Below are 23,374 nucleotides of genomic sequence, written 5' to 3'. Positions count from 1 at the left end.
TACACGATAATTTAGATTTATTCAAATATTCCTAGACTTATATTTTAAAAATTTATTAATTTTTAAAATATAATAAAAAAAAGAGATTCATACATACGTATGAATCTACAAAATATGAGTATATTCCAAAACATTTTTCCCGATTAATAAAATAGTAACTAATAAAAATAAAGTCCTTACATATCCAACACCTTTTTGAACCGCAAACTTCGATCCAAAATAAGCACCTAAAATCATTGATAAGCCCATAATTATACCGTATTCAAAATGAATCACATCTAAAAATAAAAAAGTAATTAAAGATACGATATTACTAACGAAGTTCAAAAGTTTTCCAGATGCTGCCGCTTGAATAAAATCCAAACCAATTAATAAAAATGCAAAAATTAAAAAGGATCCTGTCCCTGGTCCAAAAAATCCATCATAAAATCCTATCATTAAAATAACAAAGAAAAACATTAATGTTTTTCCTTTTGTCATCTTTTTATAGGTAGATGCACTTCCCCAATCTTTTTTCGCAATAATATAAATGGCAATAAAAACCAACATTACGAGCACTAGTGGACGCAAAATATCAGGCGGAATAAACTTTACTACTAAAGCCCCTGCGACTGCTCCAATAATAGTTAACGGGATTAACTTTCCTACAATCCGAAAATTCACCTTACCTGATCGAATAAAATAAATTGTGCTCGTAAGCGTCCCCATCGTTGCAGCTAATTTATTCGTTGCGATTGCCGAAGCTGGTGATAAACCAACAAACATAAGTGCAGGAAGCGAAATTAACCCTCCCCCTCCAACAACCGAATCAATAAAAGCAGCTAAAAATCCGAATGCAATTAATAAAATAATGACTTGAAAGCTTAGTTCTTCCATGAATTTGCCCCTTACCCCTTTATTTGTAACATTTAAAATTATAACAAAATTTTTCAAGAAAAAAAGCTGTTCCTTTATGGAACAGCTCTCATCTTTAATCTAAAATTTTCACAAATGGTTCATCTTGCTTCGCTTCACGTATAATAATTGCTTCTGGACGTTCTACAGATTTAATTGTTACTTGTACTTTCATATAATTCGGGAAGTATTCCATAACAAGTCCAGCTACATATTGTGTAAAACCAATTACTTCAGCTTTCCCATTGAATTGGACAGGAATATCGAGCTTCATTTCTCTTAATTCATCATCTCTATACATTCCAGTACCGATAACAGCTGTATAATCGCCTTGGAAATACTCACTTAACTTCGCTTTAAAGTTTGACACCCTTGCAAGGTCTTCACGTTTATTATCCGCTTTTGCCTGTTCTGACGGGAATAAATAATATTTCTCATTGATTGGTTTCCAATCCTCAACCGTTTCACTACCTTTTTCTACCTTAGCATAAGAAACAAAATTCCCTGGTACAAGCGAAGACTTTGGACCTTGACGATAAATCGCAAATGTAACCGGAATATTTTTTATTTCAGGCTTTTTTTGCTGCATTACTTTCAAGATTTCTTGGGCCATCCTTTTCCCTTCAGCTAACATTTTCACATCTGGAATTGCAGCCTCACGCGGATAACCATGCTCTTCCTCATAATATTGAACAGAATTCATCGCTAATCCAACTACAATGCCACCACGTTCAACATCGTTCTCACCTTTTCTTACATAATAATCATGCTCTAAAATATTTGAGATATACATTGGACTTTTTTTATTCTTTACTTCTAGCGATTCTGATCCTTCACTTAAGGCTGGATTCAACCCTACATTCGGAAATTTAACTGCATCTTTTTTCAACTTGTCCTCTAGCTCTTTTTGTTCAGCGCCTGTACGCTTTCTTTTTACAAGCATTTGAACACTTTGAGTATCTAAAACGTCTCCGCCTTTAAAGAAATAATCTTTCGTGCTAAATGATTCTTTGGCAATACGCATTAATCCTGTTTCAAATTCATCTACATCTAGACGACTATTTAAACCTTGCACAACTAAACCACGTGCAGATCCTGCATTAAATGGAACCGTTGTCTTATAATATTCATCCGAAATGGAGTATTTCGGGATAACTGCTTGTTCTTTCGCTTTCCCCGATTTCTCAACTGTTTTTTCATCTTTATTAGAACCAATGCTACACCCACTTACAAGTAGGCTAAGACTTAATACCGCTAACGCTATTTTTTTCATCGTAAGTTTGCACCTCTTACTTATTCAGCTCTTGTAAGAACCTCTCTTCATTCCAAACTTCAACATTGTGCTTCTCTGCTTGCGCTAATTTCGAGCCTGCAGCTTCACCAGCAACAAGTAAATCCGTACTTTTACTAACACTTCCTGTTACTTTTCCACCTAATGCCTCAATTTTCTTCTTCGCTTCACTGCGGCCCATAACTTCTAATTTCCCTGTTAAGACGACAGTTTTTCCTGCGAAGTACGATTCAACATTTTGTAAATCAGCAATTTTTATACCTTTGTATGCCATGTTCACGCCATACTCTTTAAATTGTTGTAATAGCTCTAATACGTCTTCATTATCGAAATACGTTACAGCGGATTGAGCCATTTTTTCACCAATCTCATTAATTGTTTTTAATTCTTCTTCCGTCGCTTTCACAAGCTCATCCATAGTTTCGAAATGCTCAGCAAATGTACGTGCCGCTTTCGCACCGACATGACGAATACCAAGACCGAATAATAATCGCTCTAATGAGTTTTCCTTAGAATTCTCAATTGCTTGGACTAAATTTGTTGCTGATTTTTCACCGAAACGTTCTAGTTCTAATAATTGCTCTTTCGTCAATGAATATAAATCAGCAAACGTACGAATATAATCCGCATCAAAGAGTTGTGTAATTACACGTTCTCCAAGTCCATCAATATTCATTGCATTTCTTGAAACGAAATGGATTAATCCTTCACGAATTTGAGCTGGGCAAGTCGGATTTATACATCGAAGTGCTACTTCTTCTTCTAAACGAACAAGTTCACTCTCACATGCTGGACAATGCGTTGGCATATGATATTCTTCTTCCTCACCAGTACGCTTATCAAAAATAACGTTCACAACTTCAGGAATGATATCTCCAGCCTTTTTCACAACAACGTAGTCACCAATTCGAATATCCTTTTCACGAATTAAATCTTCGTTATGTAAAGAAGCACGACGGACAATAGTTCCGGCTACTCGCACTGGCTCCAGCTCTGCAGTTGGTGTTACAACTCCTGTGCGGCCGACACTTAATTCAATCCCTGTTAATCTCGTCACAACTTCTTCAGCTGGGAATTTATAAGCTATTGCCCATCTTGGACTCTTTGCTGTAGTTCCTAAGCTTTCTTGAATAGCAACATCGTCTACTTTTATAACGATTCCGTCAATCTCATAATCAAGATGCGGGCGTTTTTCTTGCCACTCTTCTACATAGGCTATTACGTCTTCAATTGTTTCACATGTACGACGATTTGGATTCGTCTTAAATCCAAGCTCACCTAAGAAATCCAGTGATTCACTGTGGGATGGAATTGTTTTTTCTTCTACATTAGCAAGACCATACACAAACATAGATAAGTTACGCTTCGCTGCAATTTTCGGATCAAGTTGGCGTATCGATCCTGCTGCCGCATTACGCGGATTCGCAAATACATCTTCACCATTTTGTTCTTTCTCTTCATTCAATTTAACGAATGAACGCTTCGGCATATAAGCCTCGCCTCGTGCTTCTAACGTTACTTCTTCATTTAAACGCAGCGGGATAGCTTTAATCGTTTTTAAGTTTTGGGTAATATCTTCACCCGTTATACCATCACCACGTGTTGCTCCTTGAATGAAGCGTCCTTTTTCATAATGAAGTGAAACAGCAAGTCCGTCAATTTTTAATTCGCATATATATCTTACATTCGCATCATCAATTCCCTGATGTACTCTTCGATCAAAATCACGCAAATCTCCTTCATTAAACGCGTTTCCTAAACTTAACATTGGTGATTTATGCGTTACCTTTTCAAATATATCAAGAACAGTCCCCCCAACGCGAATGGAGGGCGAGTCTTCACTCATAAACTCTGGGTTCTCTGCTTCTAATTTTATAAGCTCCTGCATATCACGGTCATATTCCGCATCAGAAACAGAAGGATTGTCTAATACGTGATATTGATAGTTAAATGTATTTAACAAATCACGCAATTCTTCTATACGTTTTTTGGCTATCTCTTTTGACATATCCTCAGTCCTTTCCTATTGTTTCGTCACAGGTGCAAATTTTGCTAATAAACGTTTAATACCAATTGGGCTTGGGAATGCAATATCTAATTCTTTTGAATCACCTTCACCCTTTACACTTACAACTGTACCGACTCCCCACTTCTGGTGAGCTGCTTTATCGCCTATTCCCCAGCCAATTTGCTCGCCACCTGTCGTCTTAACAGCCGGACGCGCGAAAGCTGAACGAGAACGTGTTGTAGTTGCGCTTGTCGTTCTTCCTTTTGCACCAAACGAAGTTTCACGCTTCGGTGCTGTTTCGTTTAATGGTTCTACTAATTCTGCCGGAATTTCTGTAATAAATCGAGATGCTGCATTCATACTTGTTCTACCAAATAAAGTACGCATTTGAGCATTGGATAAGTATAGCTCTTCTTCTGCACGAGTAATACCTACATAGGCAAGACGACGCTCTTCTTGCATTTCATCCTCTTCCATAAGAGAACGAGTATGCGGGAATATCCCTTCCTCTAAGCCAACAATAAAGACAACTGGGAACTCTAATCCTTTTGCTGAGTGCATCGTCATTAAAATAACTTCTTCACCAGCAGTTGGATCTTCATCTACACGATCAATATCAGCAACAAGAGCTAAGTCTGTTAAGAATGCAACAAGGCTCTTATCTTCGCTTTGGGATTCAAATGTTTGTGTAACAGATAAAAACTCGTCTAAGTTTTCTAAACGACCTTCCGCTTCTAAAGATCGCTCATTTTTCAGCATATCGCGATAGCCTGTCTTCTCAATAACTTCTTCTACTAATTCTGTAACAGATAAATACTCTTGCATATTTACCCAGTTGTGTAATAAACTTGCGAATTCTTTTACTGCTTTTGTTATTTTTGCACTTACACCAACATGCTCAATCTCATCAAATACAGCAGTTAATGAGATTCCGTTTTGCACACCATAATTAATAATTTTATCGATAGAAGTCGCACCAATCCCGCGCTTTGGCATGTTTATAATACGTCCAAAACTAATCTCATCATCTGGATTCCCAATTAAACGTAAGTACGCCAAAATGTCTTTAATCTCTTTACGGTCGTAGAACTTAGTACCTCCGACAATTTTGTAAGGGATATTAGATTTTAGGAAAATCTCCTCAATCATACGAGACTGGGCATTTGTACGATATAACACTGCAAAATCAGTATATTTTCGGTTCCCCATTTGAATATCGTCACGAATTTTTTTCGCAACAAAATACGCTTCGTCTTTTTCGGTTGCAGCACGATAATACGAGATTTTGCTTCCAATTTGATTTTCTGTCCATAATTTCTTCGGTTTACGGTTTGAATTTTTTTCAATTACAGCATTAGCTGCATTTAAAATATTTTGTGATGAACGATAGTTTTGTTCTAACAGAATAACTTGTGCATTCTCATAGTCTTTTTCGAATGACAAAATGTTAGAAATGTCAGCCCCGCGCCAGCGGTAAATAGACTGATCCGAATCACCAACAACACAAAGGTTTTTAAAACGTGATGCCAAATGTTTAACAAGAAGGTACTGAGCTTTGTTCGTATCTTGATACTCATCAACGTGAATATATTGGAATTTACGCTGATAAAACTCTAGTACTTCTGGAACACGTTCAAATAGCTGAATCGTCGTCATAATTAAATCATCAAAGTCTAATGAGTTATTTTTCAAAAGACGTTTTTGATATTCTGTATATACATCGCTCGTTAATTTTTCATATGGATCAGCGGTTGTAATTTTTTTTGCATATTTATCTGCAGATAACAGTTCATTTTTCGCATTGCTAATACCCGCTAAAATAGAGCGCGGCTCAAACTTCTTCGGGTCAATATTGCGCTCCTTCATAATTTTTTTTACTACAGTTAACTGATCACCTGAATCTAAGATTGTAAAGTTACGATTAATACCAATGCGGTCAATATCACGTCGTAAAATACGTACGCACATAGAGTGGAACGTAGAAATCCAAATATCTTCTGCTTCTGGTCCAACAAGTTTATCAATACGCTCACGCATTTCACGAGCAGCTTTATTTGTAAAGGTAATTGCTAGTACATTCCATGGCGCCACACCTTTTTCACCAAGTAAATATGCAATACGGTGTGTTAACACACGTGTTTTCCCACTACCTGCGCCTGCCATTAATAGAAGTGCTCCATTTGTTGTTTGTACTGCTTTTTGTTGCTGCGGATTTAAACCATTTAATAACTTATCTGTCGTACTCATATGTGCCTGCACCTACTCTCCTTTTACTGCTTTAACTGTTTTTAATGCCGATTTTATATCATCATAAATAATATTTCCAACAACTACTGTATCAGCATACTGCGCCATTTCTTTCGCTTGTTCTGCATTAGAAATACCACCGCCATAATATAGCTTAGCTTGTTTCAATTCTGCTTTTACATTTTTAACTAGCTCAATGTCTCCATACGTCCCGCTATATTCTAAATAGAATATAGGTAAATGTAATAGCTTGTCTGCTAAACGCGCATATGCAATAACATCATCTTCTGTTAAATCACATTTTGCATCTGTAAGCTGGGCTACTTTCGCTTCTGGGTTTAAAACACAATACCCTTCCATGTAAATTTCGTCCCAGTCCATAATATCCCCAAATTCTTTCAATGCCTCATGATGAACACCTATTACCCATTCTACTTTTCGGCTATTTAAAACACTTGGGATGTAATAAAAATCAAATCCTGGTGTAATTGCCTCCACATCAGAAACCTCTAACACACAAGGCACTGCATATCTACGAATGCTAACTAGCATGTGTAATACGTTATCAATTGTTATACCGTCACTTCCGCCTACAATAACAGCATCCGTTCCAGATTCACAAATCATTTCTAAATGTTCGTCACTTAACTCCTTATTTGGATCAAGCTTAAATACATGTTTCCATTTGGAAATATCGTACATGAAAACACCCTTTCTTTTCTCTAGTTATATAATTTCTGTTCAAAATAACAGTTAATTTTTATCAAGATTTTTTACATTCCTTGCTATATCTTTACCGGACTTTTTGAACTTCCTTACTATATTTGTTCAAAAAGGAGGATATAGAGAGCCGAGCAGGCCGAGGCGCATTCGCCAGGAGGAACGGAATGTAGTTTTCCCTACATGAGTACCGGACTGGCGTATGCAACGATGAAATGCGACAGCTATCTTTACCGGACTTTTTGAACTTCCTTTTACGCATTCTTTCATTATAACAAAAAAAACTACCTACACACACGCCCAATCCAACATCTTTTTCAACGTCAAATGTTGGATTACATATCAAAAAACTTATACGGAATACTAACAAATGAAATAGTATTTTCTATTTCGAAGTTAATTAAAAAGGAGTGTTTTTCTAATGAAGCAAAACATCGGCACAATTAGTGCTCTAATTCGAATTACACTCGGACTCATCCTCTTCGGTTGTAGTACAGCTAAACTCGTACGTAAACCTTGGTGCACTTGGTCTAAAGTTTTGCTATGGATTGGTGCCATGAAAATTGCGGAGGGGATCGTTCGTTTCTGCCCTATTGTTGAAGCCTGTAAGTTTGGAAAATATATGAATATGAGCGCATTTAAAATGCCTAGCATGAATTTCACTGAAAAAGGACATAATAAAGAAGAAGTTAATTCAGCTTCCAGTCATGACAAGCCAAAGGCAAAGTCAGATGGAAGTTATGACACTTCTGACAAAGAGATTGAGTCAGCGATTGAAGAATTAATCCTGGCAAAACCGCTTTGAATCATTTGTCACGATGCAAGATGCTCTCAAAGGGACTTAGCTGCTGCAGTGGGCAGCTAAGTCTTCTTTATTTTACCACGAAACAGAACGTACATTCTTGTTTTTACCCTTAAAACGTACATAAAAGATATCAAACAATAAAATTCAGAAAATTAGGTGTAACCCTCTTGCATGTAATGATATAAAAGTGATATCATTTTTATATCAAGGAGGCGATCATATGAAAGAAAAACAAGTATTTTATGTTAATGGATTTCTCGGCGTTATTGGAATTTTAGTTTTAGCCGCTATCGGTGTATTTTGCCTTGTACAAGAAATGTTTGTAATAGCTATTTTAGCTCTCATATTAGCATCTGTTTTAGCTACAGGTATCGGTATCGTTCAACCGAATCAAGCGAAAGTTATTACGTTCTTCGGTAGTTATTTAGGAACAATTCGTCAAAATGGTTTATTTTTAACAATTCCATTCGCTTTTCGTCAAACTGTATCTTTACGTGTTGAAAACTTTAACAGTAAGAAATTAAAAGTAAACGATGTTGAGGGCAATCCAATTGAAATTGCAGCCGTTATCGTATATAAAGTTGTTGATTCCGCAAAAGCAATGTTTGGTGTTGAGCATTACGATCGATTCGTAGAAATTCAAAGTGAAACAGCAATCCGCCACGTTGCTACAAAATATCCTTATGATAATTTCCAAGATGAAACTTGCATCACGTTACGAGGAAATACTGAAGAGATCTCTGAAGAATTAAAGCGTGAGTTAGAAGCACGACTTGAAATCGCTGGCGTAGAAGTATTAGAAACTCGTTTAACACATTTAGCTTACGCAACAGAAATTGCCCATGCAATGCTCCAGCGTCAACAAGCAAAAGCAGTATTAGCTGCTAGAAAAGAGATTGTTGAAGGTGCTGTGAAGATGGCGAAAGATTCAATCCATATGTTAGATGAAGAAGGCGTACTGGAACTCGATGACGAGCGTAAAGCAAATATGGTGAACAATTTATTAGTTGCCATCGTTTCAGATAAAGGTGCGCAACCAGTTATTAATACAGGAAGCCTATACTAAAGGTTGTAAGTGATTATGGCCAAAAAGAAAAGCTTTCCATTACGTATTGATCCTGAATTACACGCAGTCATCGAAAAATGGGCGAATGATGAGTTTCGTAGCGTCAATGCACACATCGAGTATTTACTTCGAGAAATGGCAAAGCAAAAAGGGAAATTAAAAAAAGATAAAGATGCATAAAAAATCCCGCTGAGAAATCAGCGGGATTTTTTATATATTAGCTTCTCGTCATCTCATGCCCAATTGCACGATATCCTATATCACTTCGGTAAAATAAACCATCACTCTCAATTTTACCGATTTCTTTATAGACCTTATCTTTCGCTTCTTGTAAATTATTCGCCTTACAAGCAACAAATAATACACGGCCACCGTTTGTTACAAAGTCACCATGTTTCATCGCTGTACCCGCATGGAAAACTATTACATCTTGCAGTGCATCTAATCCGTTAATAATTTCACCTTTTTTATATGCTTCTGGATATCCTTTCGAAGCAAGTACGACACCAATAACTGCTTCCTTTGACCATTGTAACGTTAATTCACTTTCATCTAATACAGCGTTACATACATCAACTAAATCATTTTCTAAGCGTGGTAATACAACTTCCGTTTCAGGATCGCCAAAGCGTGCATTGAACTCAATTACCTTTGGACCATCATTTGTTAAAATAAGACCTGCGTATAAAATACCTGTAAACGAACGGTTTTCTGCAATCATCGCCTTGGCAGTTGGGTGTAATACTGTTTGAATCGCTTCTTGAACTGCTGATTCTGGAATTTGTGGTACTGGAGAATATGCACCCATTCCGCCTGTATTCGGACCTTTATCAGCATCAAAAGCGCGTTTATGATCTTGAGCAATTACCATCGGATGTACGGTTGTTCCATTTACGAATGCCATTAATGAAAATTCTTGTCCATCTAGAAACTCCTCAATAACGACCTTCTTGCTTGCTTCACCGAATTTCACATCTTGCAGCATTTCTTTCACAGCTTGTAATGCATCTTCAAGCGTCATTGCTACTGTTACACCTTTACCAGCAGCTAAACCATCTGCCTTAATTACGATCGGTGCACCAACTTTTTGAATATACTTTACTGCTTCTTCATAGTCTGTAAAAGTTTCATATGCCGCAGTTGGAATATCATACTTTTTCATCAATTCTTTCGTAAAAGCTTTACTACCTTCAATAACAGCAGCCGCTTTATTAGGTCCAAATACACGAAGTCCCTCTTCCTTAAAGCAATCAACGATTCCATTCATAAGTGGAATTTCTGGTCCAACGAAAGTTAAGCCTACATTGTTTTCTTTTGCGAATAAGACTAATGCATCAAAATCATTCTCATCAATATCAACTGGTGTTGCAACGTCTCGCATACCTTCATTACCTGGCGCTACATATATTTTTTCTACCTTTTCAGATTGTGCAAACTTCCAAGCTAAAGCATGCTCACGTCCACCACGGCCAATTACTAAAACATTCATATTTCATCCCCCAATAATTAAATAAGTACAAACTAGAAGCTATGCTCCTAGTTTGTTTTCATATCAATAAAAGTTTAAAAAGGAGGATCAAGAGAACCGAGCAGGTCAAGGCGCATTTGCCAGGAGGACACGGAGTGTAGCTTTCCTACATGAGTACCGCACTGGCTATGCAACGACGACATGCGACAGTTATCTTGACCGGACTTTTTTAACATCCTCTATTAGTGTTTGAAATGACGTACGCCAGTGAACACCATAGTAATCCCATACGCATCTGCCATTTTAATAGAATCTTCATCACGAATCGATCCGCCTGGTTGGATGATTGCTGTAATTCCAGCTTTTGCTGCTTCTTCTACTGTATCTGGCATTGGGAAGAAAGCATCAGATGCAAGTGCGCTACCTTGTGCTTTTTCGCCAGCTTGTGTAATTGCGATTTTTGCAGAACCTACACGGTTCATCTGTCCCGCGCCTACACCAACTGTCATGTTATCATTCGCTAAAACAATTGCATTTGATTTCACATGTTTTACAACTTTCCAAGCTAGTTTTAAATCTTTCCATTCTTGCTCTGATGGTTCACGTTTCGTTGGAATTGAAATTGCGTCCTCATCTAATGATAACGTATCTTCTTCTTGAACAAGAAGACCACCTTGTACAGAAGTTAGTTTTTTGCTTGCACTTGTCGCTTTTTCAATATTTACAGTTAGTAAGCGTAAGTTCTTCTTACTTTGCAACACTTCTAAAGCTTCTTGCGAGAACGAAGGAGCGATAACAATTTCTAAGAAAATTTCGTGTAACTTTTCTGCTGTAGCTTTATCAATTTCACGATTTGCTGCAATAATACCGCCAAAGATTGATACTGGATCCGCTTCATAAGCACGAGTATATGCTTCATGAATATCAGTTCCTACTCCAACACCACATGGATTCATATGTTTTACCGCTACTACTGCTGGTTCTGTAAATTCTTTCACGATGCTAAGTGCTGCATCCGCATCGTTGATATTGTTATAAGATAATTCTTTACCATGTAATTGTTCTGCATATGCAACAGAAGAAGTTGCTGCGAATGGTGCTTTATAGAACGTTGCTTTTTGATGTGGATTTTCGCCATAGCGTAAATCTTGTTTTTTCTCAAATGTCACTGTTAATGTTTCTGGGCTTTCTTCGCCCATTTGCTCTGTTAAGTAGTTAGAAATTAACGCATCATATGCCGCTGTATGACGGAATACTTTCGCTGCTAATTTACGTTTCGTTCCCTCTGTTACTTCACCGTTCTCTTTCAGTTCTGCTAATACAACATCATAATCTACTGGATCTACAACTACCGATACAAATTTATGATTTTTCGCAGCAGAGCGAATCATTGTTGGGCCACCGATATCAATATTTTCAATTGCATCAGCAAATGTTACATCAGGCTTAGCGATTGTCTCTTTAAATGGGTATAAGTTAACAACAACAAAGTCAATTGGCTCCATACCTAATTCATTCATTTGCGCTACATGCATTTCATTATCACGAACTGCTAATAGACCACCATGAATATTTGGATGTAATGTTTTTACACGACCATCCATAATTTCTGGGAAACCAGTTACTTCAGAAATACCAATTACTTGCAAGCCGTTTTCTTCTAATAATTTTTTCGTACCACCTGTTGAAATAACTTCAATCCCTTGTTCAAGTAAACCTTTAACAAATTCTACTACTCCTGTTTTATCTGAAACACTTACTAATGCACGCTTTTTCATTTATCCTTCACCCCTGGTTGTATGTTAGTTAACAGTTGGTTTTTTCACAGACTGAACAATTTGATTCACTGTATTTACGTATAATTTATGTTCAACTTGTTGAATTTTCTTTTGTAAGCTTTCTCTCGTATCCCCTTCAGAAACAACTACTGCTTCTTGCGCAATAATTGGACCTGTATCCATACCTGCATCTACATAGTGAATCGTTACTCCGGTTACTTTCACACCCGCTTCTAACGCTTGACCAACAGCATCTTTCCCTGGAAAACTCGGTAGTAGTGATGGATGAATATTAATAATTTTCCCGCCGTACGCTTCTAGTAAAGTCGTTCCAATTAAACGCATATATCCAGCTAAAATAACATAATCAATTTCATACTCTTCTAGCTTTTTTAATATCTCTTTTTCAAATGCTTCTTTTGACTCATATGCTTTCGCTGAAAAGGAAAAATATGGAATATGATGATAATGTGCCCGTCCAATAGCGCGTGCCTCTGGTTTATCACATACTAATAAACTAATATCTGCATCCAATATTTTGTCTTCTACCGCATTAATGAGAGATTGAAAGTTAGAGCCGCTCCCAGAAGCAAAAACTGCTAATCTACTCATACTTCTGTTCCCTCAATAAAGGTAACACCAGACCCTTGTACAGTGTGTCCAATAATATGAGCCTTCTCGCCTTGTTCCTCAAGAAGACGAACAATATCTTTTGCCTCTTCTTCCTTTACTGCTACTACCATACCAATACCCATGTTAAAAATATTGAACATTTCTTTCTCTTCTAGTTTTCCAACCTCTTGAAGTAAACTAAAAATCGGTTGAACTTGCCAAGATCCTAATTCAATTTCCGCACCGATTCCTTCTGGCAACATACGTGGAATATTTTCAATGAATCCACCACCTGTAATATGTGCCATACCGTATACTTCATGTTTCTTCAATAGTTCTAAAATAGGTTTGACATAAATTTTTGTTGGTTTTAATAATTCTTCACCAAGAGGTAGTTCTAAGCGTCCGTAAATACGATTTAAAGATAGTTCTCCATCTTCTAGTAGCACTTTTCTTACTAAAGAATAACCGTTACTATGAATACCGCTAGATGCTAAGCCAATTAATACGTGACCAGCTTCAATTTTTTCACCTGTTACAATTTTCTTTTTATCAACAATTCCAACTGTAAAACCAGCTAAATCGTATTCTTCCGTAGAATACATTCCTGGCATTTCAGCTGTTTCTCCACCAATTAATGCACAACCAGCTTGGCGACAGCCCTCTGATATACCTTTGACGATGTTTTCAATTTTACTAGGTTCAGCTTTACCACAAGCAATATAATCAAGGAAGAAAAGCGGCTCTGCTCCTTGGACAACAATATCATTTACACACATTGCTACTGCATCAATACCAATTGTGTCATGTTTATCTGCCATAAAAGCGAGCATCAATTTCGTTCCCACGCCATCTGTTCCAGATACTAATACAGGTTCTTCTAATGCAAATTTTGATAGATCAAACATACCTCCAAAACCGCCTAAACCGCCTAGCACTTCTTTTCTCATTGTTGTTTGTACGTGTTTTTTCATGCGAGATACCGCTTCATATCCAGCTTCAATATCTACTCCTGCTTGCTTATATGCATTCGCCATCGTTATTTACACCTCGTCTTTTAATTTCTCCCCATCCAGGGCGGCCGTTTTAAGAAAGAAGCTAGCTTCTACATCAAAAGAAGTAGAAGCTTTTTTCTTCTTATTTCATACTTTCTAAAAGCTCTTGCTCATAATCATAAAGAGCTGTTGGATAGTCTCCATTGAAGTAAGCCATACATAGACCACCGTATTTCCCTTCATATGGGCGTCCAATTGCATCTACTAATCCATCTTCACTTAAAAATGTTAGTGAATCTGCTCCGATGATTTGACGGATTTCTTCTATTGAATTATTTGCTGCGATTAATTCTTTTCTCGTTTGAATATCAATGCCATAGAAGCATGGATACTTAAGAGGTGGTGAAGCAATTCTTACATGGACTTCTGTCGCTCCAGCCTCGCGAAGCATACGAACAATTCGTTTACTTGTCGTTCCTCTTACGATAGAATCGTCAATCATAACAACTCGTTTTCCTTCAACTACGCCTCTTACTGCTGAAAGCTTCATCTTAACCCCTTGCTCACGCAGTTCTTGAGAAGGTTGAATAAACGTACGTCCAACGTAACGATTTTTAATTAACCCTAACTCATACGGAATTCCTGTCGCCTCCGCATAACCAATTGCTGCTGAAATACTAGAGTCTGGTACACCAGTAACAACATCAGCTTCAATAGGAGCTTCCGCCGCTAAACGTTTCCCCATGTTTTTACGTGCTGCATGAACATTAATACCAGCGATATTAGAATCTGGACGTGCAAAGTAAATGTATTCCATACTGCAAATCGCATGGTCTACTTCATTTGTAAAACGATCTACGTGAATTCCTTCATCATTGATAATAAGCAATTCACCAGGTTCTACATCACGAATGTATGTTGCACCAACTACATCGAAAGCACATGTTTCCGATGCTACAACGTAAGCATCCCCCATCTTTCCAATTGAAAGAGGACGGAATCCATTTGGATCTAGCGCAACGATCATTTCATTTCCAGTTAGTAAAAGATATGCAAACGCACCTTTCACTTTATTTAGAGCCTCTTTTACACTATCAATTAAAGAATCTTTTGTACTACGCTTAATGAGGTGTAAAAGTACTTCTGTATCTGAACTTGTTTGAAAAATACTTCCCTCTGCCTCTAATTCACGACGAAGCATTTTTGCATTAATTAAATTTCCGTTATGAGCTAACGCCATGCTATGATCGGAAAAACGGAATAATAATGGTTGAACGTTAGCAACTTCACTTCCACCAGCTGTTGCATATCGTACGTGTCCAATTGCTGATTTCCCGTTTAATCCCTCTAGCTCACCTCTTGAAAACACTTCTGATATTAAACCTAACCCCTTGTGACCGATGATTTTTTCCCCATTATTTACAACAATGCCTGCGCCCTCTTGCCCACGGTGCTGCAAACTGTGCAATCCGTAGTACGAAACTTGTGCTGCATTTTCATGCCCCCAAATTCCAAAAACGCCACATTCTTCATTTAACCCCTTTATTTCAGCAAGCATGGGATTGCCCCTTTCCAAGCCTTTCTCATTTCATCTACATTTGCTGTAAGTAATACTTCATTTTCTTCATTATGAATTGTTACTTCATTTGTATTTGTCACTTCTCCAACTTGAATTGCTTCAACCGCTTTCTCAAATGCTTCTTTATTTTCACGTTTTACAGTTATAACGAAGCGAGATTGTGATTCTGCAAATAATACTGCTGTTGCTTCCCCATCTAATTTCACAGTAGCACCTAAACCGTTAGCACCAATTGCACTTTCAGTAATTGCAACTGCTAAACCACCTTCTGCAACATCATGTGCAGATTGAACAAGGCCAGCTTGAATTGCTGCTAGTACTTGCTTTTGGCGTTTTAATTCTACATCTAGATCGATGCTTGGTGATTGACCGAAAATTTTTCCGTAAATCATTTTCTGTAATTCACTTCCACCAAACTCAGCTTTCGTCTCTCCAATTACATAAACTAAATCGCCAGCTTGTTTAAATTCTTGTGTTGTTACGTGTTTTAAATCGTGTACAAGTCCAACCATCCCAACAGTTGGTGTTGGATATACAGCTTCACCACTACGCTCGTTATACATTGATACATTCCCGCCGATAACTGGTGTTTGTAACTTGCGGCAAGCTTCACTCATACCGTCTACTGATTTCTCAATTTGCCAGAAAATCTCTGGTTTTTCTGGGTTACCGAAGTTTAAGCAATCTGTAATTGCAAGTGGCTCCCCGCCAGAACATACGATATTACGTGCTGCCTCTGCTACTGCAATTTTACCGCCCACTTCTGGATCTAAATAAATGTAGCGAGAGTTACAATCTGTCGTCATTGCTAATCCTTTTTCTGTGCCGCGTACGCGTATAACTGCTGCATCTGAACCTGGTGTAACGATTGTGCTAGTGCGCACTTGATAATCATATTGATCATATACCCACTCTTTACTTGCAATCGTTGGTTGTTGTAATAGAGCTAATAACGTTTCTTTATAATCTTCTACTTTTGGTGTTTCCATTTTCATCTGCTGGAACTCAGCAAAGTATGCTGCTTCTTTTGACGGTTTATGATAAATTGGTGCTTCTTCTGCAAGAGCATCCGCTGGTACTTCAGCTACCATTTCATCTTTATGGAATAAGCGAAGCATTTTATCTTCAGTTACTTTCCCCATCGTAACTGCTGCAAGACCATACTTCTCAAATAAATCTACTATTTCTTGCTCTCTACCTTTTTTCACAACGATTAACATACGCTCTTGTGATTCAGATAACATCATTTCATATGGAGTCATGCCAGTTTCACGCTGCGGTACATCATCTAAGTACATTTCAATACCCATACCTGCTTTACTTGCCATTTCTGCAGAAGATGATGTTAAACCAGCAGCTCCCATATCTTGAATTCCAACAAGTGCATCAGACTGAATAAGTTCTAAACATGCTTCAATAAGAAGTTTCTCCATAAATGGATCCCCTACTTGAACTGCCGGACGCTTCGCTTCTGAGCTTTCAGATAACTCTTCAGATGCGAATGTTGCACCGTGAATACCATCACGACCAGTTGATGCTCCTACGTACATTACTGTATTACCAGCACCATGTGCTTGCCCTTTTTTAATATCTTCATGATTAATTAGGCCTACACACATTGCATTTACAAGTGGATTTCCTTCATAACATGGATCAAACTGTACTTCGCCGCCAACAGTAGGAATACCAATGCAGTTACCGTATCCTGCGATTCCTGCTACTACTTCTTCAAATAAATATTTCACGCGTGGTGATTGTAATTCACCGAAGCGAAGTGAGTTTAATAGAGCTACCGGACGTGCTCCCATAGAGAATACATCGCGAATAATACCACCGACACCTGTCGCTGCCCCTTGATATGGCTCAATTGCAGAAGGATGGTTATGACTTTCCATTTTAAATACAACCGCTTGATTATCACCGATATCTACAATTCCAGCGCCTTCTCCAGGTCCTTGTAAGACACGCTCACCTGTCGTTGGAAACTTACGAAGAACTGGCTTTGAATTTTTATAACTACAATGTTCAGACCACATAACAGAGAATAGTCCCGTTTCTGTATAATTCGGCAAACGGCCTAAAATCTTTTCAACCATGGCAAACTCTTCGTCTGTTAGCCCCATTTCCGCATATATACGCTCTTCTTTAATTTGTGTTGGATTTGGCTCAAGCATTAACGACATATGTTTCCCTCCACTGTTTTAAGATAGATTGAAAGACTTTTAACCCTTCAGCACCGCCAAGTAATTCATCTACAGCACGCTCTGGGTGTGGCATCATACCAAGAACATTTCCTTTTTCATTTACAATACCTGCAATGTCTGAAACGCTTCCATTCGGATTTTCTACGTAACGGAATGCGATTTGATTATTCTCTTCTAATTGTTTAAGAGTTGCTTCATCACAATAGTAATTCCCCTCACCATGTGCAATTGGAATATTGATTACTTCATTTTTTTCATATTGTGATGTAAACATAGTTTCATTATTTTCAACACGTAACTGAACCGTACGGCACATAAACTTTAAGTTTTCGTTTCTCATTAATGCTCCTGGTAGTAATCCTGATTCAACAAGAATCTGGAATCCATTACACACTCCTAAAATTGGCTTTCCTTGCTCAGCAGCTTTTTGCACTGCTTTCATTGCGTTAGCAAAGCGAGAAATAGCACCACAACGTAAATAGTCACCGTAAGAGAATCCACCTGGTAGTAAAATTGCATCATATTCATCTAAATTCTCTCTATCGTGCCAAACGTAATCTACTTCTTCACCAAGCTCATCTTTAATTGCATGGAACATATCGACATCACAGTTCGAACCTGGGAATACTATGACTGCAAATTTCACTGTGCGACAACCTCCTCAACTTCATAACGGAAGTCTTCCATTACAACGTTTGCTAATAATTTTTTACACATTTCTTTCACCTTGCTATCCAGATCAGATACTGATTTATCAATTGTTAATTCCATATATTTTCCGATTCGAACGTCTTGTACTTCTGTAAATGAAAGACTATGAAGTGCTCCCTTTACCGCAGTTCCTTGTGGATCTAATACACTTTCTCTTAACGTTACATATACCTTAACTTTATACATGTGAAGCTCCCCCTAAACGTTTTAAAATTTCTTCATATGCTTCTGTTAAATTCCCAAGATCACGACGGAATACATCTTTATCAAATTTTTCATTGCTCGTTTCATCCCATAAACGGCAAGTATCTGGTGAAATTTCATCTGCTAATATGATTTCCCCTTCTTCTGTTACGCCAAACTCTAATTTAAAATCTACTAATCTTACACGACAGCTTGCGAAATGCTCAATCATCACTTGATTGATTTGTAGAGCTGCATCTCGTAATACGCTTACTTGCTCTGGTGTTGCAACATTTAACAAACGAATATGATCTTCCGTTACAAGTGGATCTCCTAAATCATCATCTTTGTAGTAAAATTCTACGATTGGTGTTGTAAGAGCAGTTCCTTCTTCCATTCCTAGTCTTTTTGAAAGACTACCTGCAATTACGTTTCTTGTGACAACTTCTAATGGAATAATACTCACCTTTTTGACAAGTTGTTCTGTATCAGATAACTTCTCCACAAAGTGTGTTTTAATTCCAACTTCTTGTAACTTTCTGAACAATAAAGTTGTAATCTCATTGTTCAAACGACCTTTTCCTGTAATTGTCGCTTTTTTCTCCCCATTGAAAGCAGTCGCACTATCTTTGTACTCTACCCAAACCATATCTGCTGCTTCTGTACGATAAATTCTTTTTGCCTTACCTTCATACAGCAATTCTAGCTTTTGCATTTCGCAAGCCCCCTGTAGTTTGAAAAATGTGAATAATATTTTTATAAAGAATGGCACAGAATGACTCTATTCTGTGCCATATGAAATTTTACGCTTCGTTTAATCCAAGGCGTTCAAAGATTGTATCAACGTGTTGCATATGATGTTCATAATTGAAACATTCGTTAATTTCTTCTTGCGTTAATTTACTTGTAATACGCTCGTCAGATTCTACAAGCTCTTTAAATTGTACTTGTGTTTCCCAAGCTTCCATTGCTTTAGGCTGTACGATATCATAAGCTTCTTCACGTACCAGACCTTTGTCAATTAGTGTAAGCATTACGCGCTGAGAGTAAATTAAGCCGTATGTTCTTGTCATATTGCGTTTCATATTCTCTGGGAATACAGTTAAGTTTTTAACGATATTACCAAAGCGATTTAACATGTAATTTAACGCGATTGTAGCATCTGGTAAAATTACGCGTTCTGCAGAAGAGTGAGAGATATCACGCTCATGCCATAACGGAACATTCTCGTAAGCTGTCATCATATAACCGCGGATAACACGAGCTAAACCAGTCATATTTTCAGATCCAATTGGATTACGTTTATGCGGCATTGCAGAAGAACCTTTTTGACCTTTTGCGAAAGCCTCTTCAACTTCACGTGTTTCACTCTTTTGTAAACCACGAATCTCAACTGCCATCTTTTCAACAGATGTTGCGATTAGTGCAAGTGTTGACATGTAATGTGCATGACGATCACGTTGCAATGTTTGTGTTGAAATTGGTGCTGCTTCTAATCCTAAGTTTTCACAAACATACTTTTCTACGAATGGATTAATATTTGCATATGTACCAACCGCACCAGATAACTTACCAACGCGAACTGTATCAGCAGCTTGTTTGAAACGCTCTACGTTACGTTTCATTTCTTCATACCAAAGACCAAGTTTTAAACCAAATGTTGTTGGCTCTGCATGTACACCGTGTGTTCTTCCCATCATGATCGTGTATTTATGCTCTTTCGCTTTATTAGCTAAAATACTAACAAAGTTTTCTAAGTCTTTTAACAAGATTTCATTTGCTTGTTTTAAGATATAAGATAACGCTGTATCTACTACGTCTGTAGATGTTAAACCGTAATGAACCCATTTACGTTCCTCGCCTAATGTTGGTGTTTCTGATACAGCACGAGTGAAAGCAACTACGTCATGACGTGTTTCTTTTTCAATTTCATAAATACGATCAATATCAAATGATGCATGTTCACGAATTTTTTTAACATCTTCTTTTGGAATGTCGCCAAGCTCAGCCCATGCTTCACACGCTAAAATCTCAACTTCTAACCATGCCTTAAATTTGTTTTCTTCCGTCCAAATTGCACCCATTTCAGGGCGTGTATAACGATTAATCATCTTTTTCCCTCCAACAGTTGTTCTTGATGGTCCCAAATATGCAAACTCTTCGCTTTTTCTAGAGCGACTTCAATATTATCATTTAAAATATTAACATGCCCCATTTTTCGCTGCGCTTTTGCTTCTTCTTTTCCATACAAGTGTAAATAGCACCCGGTTAGTCTATTCACTTGTCCTAGGACCCCTTCTATATGTTCGCCTAAAATGTTTACCATGACAACTGGTTTTAACAAATTTGTTTCTCCAAGAGGTAAATTACAGATTGCTCGAATATGTTGACCAAATTGACTCGTTTCACATGCATCCTGTGTATAGTGTCCTGAATTGTGAGGTCTTGGTGCTAATTCATTAATGTAAATCTCACCGTCAGCTGTAGCAAACATCTCTACCGCTAGTGTTCCCACAAGTTCTAGTTCATCCGCAAGTACCTTTGCGTAAGCAATTGCTTTTTGAGAAAGTTCTTCTGTAATGCGGGCTGGAACGATAGATTCATGCAAAATGTTATTTACATGAATATTTTCCGCTACCGGAAATACTTTCGTTTCACCACTTACACTACGAATTACAATAACTGATACTTCTTTTTCAAAAGGCACCCATTTTTCTAGAATGCACTCTGCTTTATTAGTAAGTTCTTTTGCTCTCACAACATCAGCTTCACTCTTTAAAACCACTTGCCCTTTACCATCGTATCCACCTGTCGTTGTTTTTAAGACAGAAGGGAAAGATAACTCTTTAATTGCTTCTGTAAGTTGATCTTGATTTTGAACCAATCTATACGATGCTACTGGTAACCCAGCTTTTTCAATTGCATTCTTTTCTGTAAAACGATTTTGCGTTTTATTTAACAACTGACTACCTTGTGGTAAGTAAGCATGTTTTTCAAGCCATTGTAAACATCTATAATCAATATTCTCAAATTCATATGTGACAACGTCGCTTATCTCTGCTAAATGCTGAATTGCTTTTAAATCGTCATATGGTGCAACGACTTCAACATCAGCAACTTGTGCACATGGTGAATGCTTTGTAGGATCTAAAACAGCAATTTTATAACCCATTTCCTTAGCTGCCAACGCCATCATTCTTCCAAGCTGGCCGCCTCCAATAATGCCGATTGTTTTTCCAGGTAAAATGATTCTCGTCATACTAGCTCACTACCTTCACGCACAGTTTTCTCAATAGCTTCTCGTCTCAACTCTAATGCATCATGTATGTCATCATGAAATGATCCAAGTATTTGTGCAGCAAGCAATCCAGCATTCGTTGAACCAGCCTTACCAATTGCAACAGTTGCAACTGGAACCCCTCCTGGCATTTGGACAATGGATAATAATGAATCTAGGCCGTTTAACGCTTTTGATTGAACTGGGACACCGATTACAGGAAGATTTGTCTTCGCTGCAACCATTCCTGGTAAATGCGCTGCTCCACCGGCTCCAGCAATAATAACTTTTAATCCACGTTCACGAGCTGTTTCTGCATATTCAAACATATAATCCGGAGTCCGATGAGCGGATACAACTTTTTTCTCATACGGTATATTTAATTCATCTAAAATGTCACAAGCATATTTCATTGTTTCCCAGTCTGACGTGCTTCCCATTATGACTCCAACTAGTGATTTCATATTAGAATCCCCCCGATTCAAATAAAAAAAGCCTGAAATAGAACAGTTTCTCTTTTACTATGAGAGAAAGTGCTCTACTCAGGCATACGTATCCCTTGTGAATAGAAAAATACCGAGTGACTTTCCCTCATAGTCTAACGAATAACGGTCGTTAGGTAGAGACTTGCAGGCCATATCCCCGCGATTATATGAGGTCTTATATATTATTGTTTCTATGGCTATATTAACAATATTTCATAAACAATGTCAATAAATAATCGAATGTTTTTTTATTAGCCATCGATAACGTTCGTGTTTTAGTTATATTCAAAAGAAGAATTGCAACTATATGCAAGAAGGAAAGGGAATTAGAATATATATTTCTAGAGATCTATTTTACGTATAACTATTTATATAATACTTCAGTATGTTTTACTCAATATACATACTCTCTTGTGTTCTATACATCGATAGAACCTATATTATAACGATTTAATTTCAAAGGAGGAATAACCGTGAAAAAAAATAACTGTGCTATTATCCTATTTATTTTTCTCTATCGCAGTAATTGCTGTAATTATTGAATGCTTATTTCTATCATCCCATTTTTTCTACTCTCATTATTATGATAGAAATAATCTTTTCTATTCTTAGGGATTATTTTAGGAGCATTCGAAAAATCCGGAGCACAAAAAATCATTACCATTATTTTAAACTGCCTCTATTTCATTCTTTTTTCGTCTTTAGGGTTATTAAATTTATGGATTTTACCCTTCGGTAAATAAAAATAAACACAAAAAAACCTAAGTCGAAACGACTTAGGTTTTTGCTTGGCGACGTCCTACTCTCACAGGGACAAGGTCCCAACTACCATCGGCGCTAGAGAGCTTAACTTCCGTGTTCGGTATGGGAACGGGTGTGACCTCTCTGCCATCATCACCAAACTGATGAAGGTATATTCCTTCAAAACTAGATAACATTTGCTTCATATTATATGGTTAAGTCCTCGATCTATTAGTATTCGTCAGCTCCACATGTCACCATGCTTCCACCTCGAACCTATCAACCTGATCATCTTTCAGGGATCTTACTA

Annotated in this window: 20 protein-coding genes, 2 rRNA genes, 1 pseudogene and 1 riboswitch; of the genes and pseudogenes, 4 read left to right on the top strand and 19 right to left on the bottom strand. The window is 37.5% G+C overall.

Features of this window, described 5'->3' with window-relative positions; genetic code table 11:
- Positions 1 to 105 precede the first annotated feature (105 nt).
- The 5 genes from MR066_RS21095 to pcrB form a co-directional block, all read right to left on the bottom strand.
- Positions 106 to 876 (bottom strand): TSUP family transporter, encoded by a 771-nt coding sequence (locus MR066_RS21095; RefSeq protein WP_002029466.1) that lies wholly within the window; start codon positions 874 to 876, stop codon positions 106 to 108.
- Between the two features lie 94 nt (positions 877 to 970).
- Complete coding sequence (locus MR066_RS21090) at positions 971 to 2,167, bottom strand: CamS family sex pheromone protein (RefSeq protein WP_242248420.1); 1,197 nt, start codon at positions 2,165 to 2,167, stop codon at positions 971 to 973.
- A gap of 16 nt (positions 2,168 to 2,183) precedes the next feature.
- Positions 2,184 to 4,193, bottom strand: a complete 2,010-nt coding sequence (gene ligA / locus MR066_RS21085; protein ID WP_242248419.1) for an NAD-dependent DNA ligase LigA — start codon at positions 4,191 to 4,193, stop codon at positions 2,184 to 2,186.
- 15 nt (positions 4,194 to 4,208) lie between these two features.
- Positions 4,209 to 6,440 (bottom strand): DNA helicase PcrA, encoded by a 2,232-nt coding sequence (gene pcrA / locus MR066_RS21080; RefSeq protein WP_002010031.1) that lies wholly within the window; start codon positions 6,438 to 6,440, stop codon positions 4,209 to 4,211.
- A gap of 12 nt (positions 6,441 to 6,452) precedes the next feature.
- Positions 6,453 to 7,142 (bottom strand): heptaprenylglyceryl phosphate synthase, encoded by a 690-nt coding sequence (pcrB, locus tag MR066_RS21075; RefSeq protein ID WP_242248418.1) that lies wholly within the window; start codon positions 7,140 to 7,142, stop codon positions 6,453 to 6,455.
- A 439-nt stretch (positions 7,143 to 7,581) separates the two neighbouring features.
- On the opposite strand from pcrB, the gene MR066_RS21070 reads away from it, so the two are divergent.
- The 3 genes from MR066_RS21070 (at position 7,582) to MR066_RS21060 (ending at position 9,211) form a co-directional block, all read left to right on the top strand.
- Positions 7,582 to 7,965, top strand: a complete 384-nt coding sequence (locus MR066_RS21070; protein WP_002167052.1) for a YgaP family membrane protein — start codon at positions 7,582 to 7,584, stop codon at positions 7,963 to 7,965.
- Positions 7,966 to 8,185: 220 nt separating this feature from the next.
- Positions 8,186 to 9,031 (top strand): SPFH domain-containing protein, encoded by an 846-nt coding sequence (locus MR066_RS21065; protein WP_002063557.1) that lies wholly within the window; start codon positions 8,186 to 8,188, stop codon positions 9,029 to 9,031.
- A gap of 15 nt (positions 9,032 to 9,046) precedes the next feature.
- On the top strand, positions 9,047 to 9,211 hold the full coding sequence (locus MR066_RS21060) for a type II toxin-antitoxin system antitoxin (protein WP_001085171.1): 165 nt from the start codon (positions 9,047 to 9,049) through the stop codon (positions 9,209 to 9,211).
- A gap of 37 nt (positions 9,212 to 9,248) precedes the next feature.
- Here the strand turns inward: MR066_RS21060 and purD are convergent, their stop codons facing one another.
- The 12 genes from purD to purE form a co-directional block, all read right to left on the bottom strand.
- Positions 9,249 to 10,520 (bottom strand): phosphoribosylamine--glycine ligase, encoded by a 1,272-nt coding sequence (gene purD, locus MR066_RS21055; protein WP_242248417.1) that lies wholly within the window; start codon positions 10,518 to 10,520, stop codon positions 9,249 to 9,251.
- Between the two features lie 221 nt (positions 10,521 to 10,741).
- Positions 10,742 to 12,277, bottom strand: coding sequence for a bifunctional phosphoribosylaminoimidazolecarboxamide formyltransferase/IMP cyclohydrolase (gene purH, locus MR066_RS21050; protein ID WP_242248416.1), 1,536 nt, complete (start codon positions 12,275 to 12,277; stop codon positions 10,742 to 10,744).
- Positions 12,278 to 12,301: 24 nt separating this feature from the next.
- Entirely contained in the window at positions 12,302 to 12,889 is a 588-nt protein-coding gene (purN, locus tag MR066_RS21045; protein ID WP_242248415.1) for a phosphoribosylglycinamide formyltransferase, read from the bottom strand.
- Entirely contained in the window at positions 12,886 to 13,926 is a 1,041-nt protein-coding gene (gene purM, locus MR066_RS21040; RefSeq protein WP_002167056.1) for a phosphoribosylformylglycinamidine cyclo-ligase, read from the bottom strand. The genes purN and purM overlap by 4 nt, the downstream gene beginning before the upstream one ends.
- A 100-nt stretch (positions 13,927 to 14,026) precedes the next feature.
- Positions 14,027 to 15,442, bottom strand: a complete 1,416-nt coding sequence (gene purF, locus MR066_RS21035) for an amidophosphoribosyltransferase (protein ID WP_002124870.1) — start codon at positions 15,440 to 15,442, stop codon at positions 14,027 to 14,029.
- Positions 15,427 to 17,646, bottom strand: coding sequence for a phosphoribosylformylglycinamidine synthase II (gene purL / locus MR066_RS21030; RefSeq protein ID WP_002167057.1), 2,220 nt, complete (start codon positions 17,644 to 17,646; stop codon positions 15,427 to 15,429). Before purL ends, purF begins: the two co-directional genes overlap by 16 nt.
- A complete protein-coding gene (gene purQ / locus MR066_RS21025; RefSeq protein ID WP_002140189.1) occupies positions 17,630 to 18,313 on the bottom strand; it encodes a phosphoribosylformylglycinamidine synthase subunit PurQ in 684 nt (227 codons plus the stop codon). Before purQ ends, purL begins: the two co-directional genes overlap by 17 nt.
- Positions 18,310 to 18,564: a phosphoribosylformylglycinamidine synthase subunit PurS gene (purS, locus tag MR066_RS21020; protein ID WP_242248414.1), complete on the bottom strand. Its 255-nt coding sequence runs from the start codon at positions 18,562 to 18,564 to the stop codon at positions 18,310 to 18,312. Before purS ends, purQ begins: the two co-directional genes overlap by 4 nt.
- Positions 18,557 to 19,276, bottom strand: a complete 720-nt coding sequence (gene purC / locus MR066_RS21015) for a phosphoribosylaminoimidazolesuccinocarboxamide synthase (RefSeq protein ID WP_002029482.1) — start codon at positions 19,274 to 19,276, stop codon at positions 18,557 to 18,559. The genes purS and purC overlap by 8 nt, the downstream gene beginning before the upstream one ends.
- A gap of 88 nt (positions 19,277 to 19,364) precedes the next feature.
- Complete coding sequence (gene purB, locus MR066_RS21010; RefSeq protein WP_242248412.1) at positions 19,365 to 20,672, bottom strand: adenylosuccinate lyase; 1,308 nt, start codon at positions 20,670 to 20,672, stop codon at positions 19,365 to 19,367.
- Positions 20,669 to 21,820, bottom strand: a complete 1,152-nt coding sequence (gene purK / locus MR066_RS21005; RefSeq protein ID WP_002140188.1) for a 5-(carboxyamino)imidazole ribonucleotide synthase — start codon at positions 21,818 to 21,820, stop codon at positions 20,669 to 20,671. Before purK ends, purB begins: the two co-directional genes overlap by 4 nt.
- Positions 21,817 to 22,302, bottom strand: coding sequence for a 5-(carboxyamino)imidazole ribonucleotide mutase (gene purE / locus MR066_RS21000; RefSeq protein ID WP_002010008.1), 486 nt, complete (start codon positions 22,300 to 22,302; stop codon positions 21,817 to 21,819). The genes purK and purE overlap by 4 nt, the downstream gene beginning before the upstream one ends.
- A gap of 110 nt (positions 22,303 to 22,412) precedes the next feature.
- Positions 22,413 to 22,514, bottom strand: a riboswitch (purine riboswitch).
- A 298-nt stretch (positions 22,515 to 22,812) separates the two neighbouring features.
- On the opposite strand from purE, the pseudogene MR066_RS27435 reads away from it, so the two are divergent.
- A pseudogene (locus tag MR066_RS27435) lies at positions 22,813 to 23,066 on the top strand (hypothetical protein).
- Between the two features lie 43 nt (positions 23,067 to 23,109).
- Here the strand turns inward: MR066_RS27435 and rrf are convergent.
- A 5S ribosomal RNA gene (gene rrf / locus MR066_RS20995) occupies positions 23,110 to 23,225 on the bottom strand.
- Positions 23,226 to 23,275: 50 nt separating this feature from the next.
- Positions 23,276 to 23,374, bottom strand: a 23S ribosomal RNA gene (locus MR066_RS20990); the annotation flags it as partial.

The sequence above is a fragment of the Bacillus cereus group sp. BfR-BA-01523 genome (genome assembly GCF_022662615.1).
In the GTDB taxonomy this organism is placed as follows: domain Bacteria; phylum Bacillota; class Bacilli; order Bacillales; family Bacillaceae_G; genus Bacillus_A; species Bacillus_A mycoides.
This window is presented reverse-complemented; position numbering and strand designations above follow the sequence as displayed.

Bases quoted from the DNA above. Each gene is read 5' to 3' on its own strand.
- MR066_RS21095 (WP_002029466.1), bottom strand. From the start codon at position 876: ATGGAAGAACTAAGCTTTCAAGTCATTATTTTATTAATTGCATTCGGA.
- MR066_RS21090 (WP_242248420.1), bottom strand. From the start codon at position 2,167: ATGAAAAAAATAGCGTTAGCGGTATTAAGTCTTAGCCTACTTGTAAGT.
- ligA (WP_242248419.1), bottom strand. From the start codon at position 4,193: ATGTCAAAAGAGATAGCCAAAAAACGTATAGAAGAATTGCGTGATTTG.
- pcrA (WP_002010031.1), bottom strand. From the start codon at position 6,440: ATGAGTACGACAGATAAGTTATTAAATGGTTTAAATCCGCAGCAACAA.
- pcrB (WP_242248418.1), bottom strand. From the start codon at position 7,142: ATGTACGATATTTCCAAATGGAAACATGTATTTAAGCTTGATCCAAAT.
- MR066_RS21070 (WP_002167052.1), top strand. From the start codon at position 7,582: ATGAAGCAAAACATCGGCACAATTAGTGCTCTAATTCGAATTACACTC.
- MR066_RS21065 (WP_002063557.1), top strand. From the start codon at position 8,186: ATGAAAGAAAAACAAGTATTTTATGTTAATGGATTTCTCGGCGTTATT.
- MR066_RS21060 (WP_001085171.1), top strand. From the start codon at position 9,047: ATGGCCAAAAAGAAAAGCTTTCCATTACGTATTGATCCTGAATTACAC.
- purD (WP_242248417.1), bottom strand. From the start codon at position 10,520: ATGAATGTTTTAGTAATTGGCCGTGGTGGACGTGAGCATGCTTTAGCT.
- purH (WP_242248416.1), bottom strand. From the start codon at position 12,277: ATGAAAAAGCGTGCATTAGTAAGTGTTTCAGATAAAACAGGAGTAGTA.
- purN (WP_242248415.1), bottom strand. From the start codon at position 12,889: ATGAGTAGATTAGCAGTTTTTGCTTCTGGGAGCGGCTCTAACTTTCAA.
- purM (WP_002167056.1), bottom strand. From the start codon at position 13,926: ATGGCGAATGCATATAAGCAAGCAGGAGTAGATATTGAAGCTGGATAT.
- purF (WP_002124870.1), bottom strand. From the start codon at position 15,442: ATGCTTGCTGAAATAAAGGGGTTAAATGAAGAATGTGGCGTTTTTGGA.
- purL (WP_002167057.1), bottom strand. From the start codon at position 17,646: ATGTCGTTAATGCTTGAGCCAAATCCAACACAAATTAAAGAAGAGCGT.
- purS (WP_242248414.1), bottom strand. From the start codon at position 18,564: ATGTATAAAGTTAAGGTATATGTAACGTTAAGAGAAAGTGTATTAGAT.
- purC (WP_002029482.1), bottom strand. From the start codon at position 19,276: ATGCAAAAGCTAGAATTGCTGTATGAAGGTAAGGCAAAAAGAATTTAT.
- purB (WP_242248412.1), bottom strand. From the start codon at position 20,672: ATGATTAATCGTTATACACGCCCTGAAATGGGTGCAATTTGGACGGAA.
- purK (WP_002140188.1), bottom strand. From the start codon at position 21,820: ATGACGAGAATCATTTTACCTGGAAAAACAATCGGCATTATTGGAGGC.
- purE (WP_002010008.1), bottom strand. From the start codon at position 22,302: ATGAAATCACTAGTTGGAGTCATAATGGGAAGCACGTCAGACTGGGAA.